The sequence below is a fragment of the Cryobacterium sp. 10I1 genome, from assembly GCF_035019805.1.
Taxonomy (GTDB): Bacteria; Actinomycetota; Actinomycetes; order Actinomycetales; family Microbacteriaceae; genus Cryobacterium; species Cryobacterium glucosi.
In genome coordinates this window covers 1-3231 of the sequence record NZ_JASJVF010000311.1, presented here as the reverse complement: position 1 = coordinate 3231, position 3231 = coordinate 1, and the positions used below count along the sequence as shown (strand labels likewise).

Genomic DNA, 3231 nt, shown 5'->3' with positions numbered 1-3231 from the left:
ACCACCACCAGCGCCGCCCTCCCGGGGGGCGTCGTCTCCGAACAGACCGACGGCACGGTCAGCATCTTCGTCGGCGGGAACGCCCTTGTCAGCGGCGATCAGGCCCAGAGCCTGACGGCCGTCGGAGCCACCTCGATGACGGGAACCGGAGCCAATACCGGAACGGCCGGCACCGTGCAGGTCGTCTGGACCAGGGATCTCGGCAAGACCCCGCCGACGGCCGTCTCGGTCGACGGCGGCGAACTCGCCGGAGCGCTCTCGCTGCTCGGCCCGGCGACCATCGACGCGAACGGCCAGGGAACCGGATCGACCCTCGCCGACGTCGCGGCCACCTACAACGCCTTCGCGACGTCACTCGCCACGAGCGTCAACGCCGTCTTCAACCCCACGTCGACTCCCGGCGGGAATTTCTTCACAGTCTCGACCACCGGGGCAGCTGCCCTCGGCCTGAGCGTCCTGCCGAAGACGGCAACCGACCTCTCGGCGGCGCTGACCGCAGCCGGGGCCGCGGTAACCGCCGCTGCAGCCCCAACCGGATCCACCACCGTGACCTCGGCCGGCACGATCGCCGACGCCGTCTCGCAGTTGGGCGCGGGCAAGGCCACCGCCATCGACCCCGCGACGAACCTCCCCTTCACCTCACCGAGCGCGGACTGGTCCAATGTCGTGACCCGCCTCGCGGTGACCACGAAGTCCGAGCTCCAGGGCGCGTCCCTGGCCGACATCACGTCGACCGCGGCGGTCAAGGCCCAGCTGTCCAACGCATCCGTCGACCTCGACGAGGAGAACGTGAGCCTTCTGATGTTCCAGCACGCGTACCAGGGCGCCGCCCGGGTCATGACCGCCGTCGACGAGATGCTCGACGTCCTCATCAACAAGACCGGATTGGTGGGCCGCTGACGATGATCTCCCGTGTCACCACACAGACGCAGATTCGCGCCGCGCAGACCAGCCTGCAGAGCAACCTCGCGAGGCTCACCCAGCTGCAGGAGCAGGCCTCCTCGCTCACGACGCTGAAGAACCCCTCGGACGACCCGACGCGCGCCGCGGATTCGCTCGCGGTGCGCGCCCAGCAGACCGCGGTCGCCCAGTACACCCGCAACGTCGACAATGGCACCGGCTGGCTGACGACAGCGGATGCCGCGCTCTCCGCCACCACGAACATCATGAACCAGGTGCGCGACCTGACCGTGCAGGGCGGCAACGGCTCGCTCTCGCAGACCGCGAAGAGCGCCCTCGCCACGCAGCTGCAGGGGCTCAAGCAGGACCTGCTCACCCAGGCGAACACCCAGTACCTCGGTCGCAGCGTCTTCGCCGGAACCTCGGACGAGGCCGTGGCCTTCAAGACGACCGCGGCGATCCCGGCGAACGGGGCGACCCCGGCGATTCCGGCGACGGTGACCTACACGGGCACCTCTGGTTCGACCGTCGAGCGCCGCGTCGCCGCGGACTCGACCGTCCGCGTCGATTCCAACGGATCGAAGATCTACGGGCCCGACACGAATTCGGTATTCACTCTCATCGACAACATCAGCTACGCCCTCGACCCCACGACCGGAACCGCCGGGGCGACCCCGACGGCGACCGCGAGCGACTACCTCGCGACCGTCGACACCCGACTGACCACGGTCATCGCCGCGCAGTCGGACAACGGCGTACGACAGGCGCAGATCGAGAGCGCCGGCGCCGGCCTCGTCACCAAGGCCGGAACGCTCGAGGCCCAACGATCCGGGATCGAAGACGTGGACCTCGCCCAGGCCGCCCTTGATCTCAAACTCCAGGAGGTCAGCTACCAGGCTGCACTCTCCGTGACCGCGAAGGTATTGCAGCACACCCTGATGGACTTCCTCCAGTGAGCGCCTCCCTGACATTCGTCTCCCCACCGCCCGGCCTCGCGCCGCTGACCGAGTTCGATCTCACCGAGATCGCCGGAGCCGACGGCCTGTACACATTGCAGTCCGCCGAGGACCGGCATACCCGGCTCTTCGTGCTCGACGCCTCGATCTATCTGCCGGACTACTCCCCCGTCATCACCGACGAGCACGCCAGCTCCCTCGACCTTGCCGGCGCCGATGAGGCTCTCGTGCTCGTCGTGACCAACCCGCGCGAAGGCGGGACGACCGTCAACCTGATGGCGCCGATCGTCGTGAACTCGACGACCGGCCGCTGCGCCCAGATCATCCTCGAGGGACAGGACTGGTCCCTCCGCGCCGAGCTCGGCGCCGCGTCGGCGGCCTGAGCACACAGTACGGGCGTGCGCGCTCCGTCCTCAGGTGCGCGTTCCTGAACGGAGTCTCAGGGCATTTCCGCGACCAATGATGAGCGATTCCGGCCGAACGGGAATAGCGTGAGATCCATCGGGGCATAGCCGCTCGGATTCACCCAACGGCTGGCCGATATCCCGAGCAATGGAGCCGTAATGCATCCGCTCATCAGCTATTTTGCAGCCCAGGACAGTCCGGGCATCTATCTCGGCTTTGGTGCCTTCCAGATCCAGCTCGGCAACCTCATCGTGATCCTCGTGATGATCCTGCTGTTCGTGCTGGCCCTCTTCCTGCCGTTCCCGAGCGGGAAGAAACGGCCATGAGCATCCGTGAGGAACGGAAGACCGAACCGGTCGAGGAGTACTACACCTGGACAGGGAAGGCCAGGGGCTGGCTGCTGAAGCACCTGCCCGCCGACAAGCTACTGCCGCAGGACCAACCGAGCTACGTCGCATCCTGGATCTACGTCTTCGGAATGGGCGCGATCGTCTCGCTCGTATTCATCGTGGTCTCCGGCGTCGTGCTGAGCCTGAACGGCCCGGCCTGGTACCACGTCTCCGACTTCGGGCACTTCGTGAACAGCGTGCACCTCTGGAGCGTCGAGCTCTTCTTCATGACGATGGTCGTGCATCTCTGGGGCAAGTACTGGATGGCCGCCTGGCGCGGTGGGCGCACCCTCACCTGGATCACCGGGATGGGCGCCTTCCTCGTCTCGATCGTCGCGGCGTTCACCGGCTACCTGCTGCAGACCAACTTCGACTCCCAGTGGATCGCCTTCGAGGGCAAGGATGCGCTCAACGCCTCCGGCATCGGCGCGTGGTTCAACGTGGCCAACCTCGGCCAGATCTTCGGGTTCCACATCGTATTGCTTCCCCTCGCCGTCGGAGCCGTCGTCGCGCTGCACGTGATCCTGGTGCGGATGCACGGGGTCGTCCCCCCGATCGACGCGGCGGAAACCGACGCCCAG

At 67.1% G+C, this 3231-nt stretch carries 5 protein-coding genes; all 5 read left to right on the top strand.

Features of this window, described 5'->3' with window-relative positions; translation table 11 throughout:
* Positions 1–900 (top strand): FlgK family flagellar hook-associated protein (locus tag QN345_RS17105; protein WP_323508939.1); only part of this gene is annotated, 900 nt, incomplete at its 5' end.
* Between the two features lie 2 nt (positions 901–902).
* Positions 903–1856, top strand: a complete 954-nt coding sequence (gene flgL / locus QN345_RS17100) for a flagellar hook-associated protein FlgL (RefSeq protein ID WP_134448941.1) — start codon at positions 903–905, stop codon at positions 1854–1856.
* Positions 1853–2239 carry a flagellar assembly protein FliW gene (locus QN345_RS17095; RefSeq protein WP_134448940.1) on the top strand — a complete coding sequence of 129 codons (387 nt, stop codon included), beginning with the start codon at positions 1853–1855 and terminating at the stop codon, positions 2237–2239. Before flgL ends, QN345_RS17095 begins: the two co-directional genes overlap by 4 nt.
* A 180-nt stretch (positions 2240–2419) precedes the next feature.
* Positions 2420–2587 (top strand): hypothetical protein, encoded by a 168-nt coding sequence (locus tag QN345_RS17090; RefSeq protein ID WP_166787363.1) that lies wholly within the window; start codon positions 2420–2422, stop codon positions 2585–2587.
* The coding region (locus tag QN345_RS17085; protein WP_323508938.1) for a cytochrome b N-terminal domain-containing protein at positions 2584–3231 on the top strand (648 nt) is incomplete at its 3' end. The genes QN345_RS17090 and QN345_RS17085, both read left to right, overlap by 4 nt.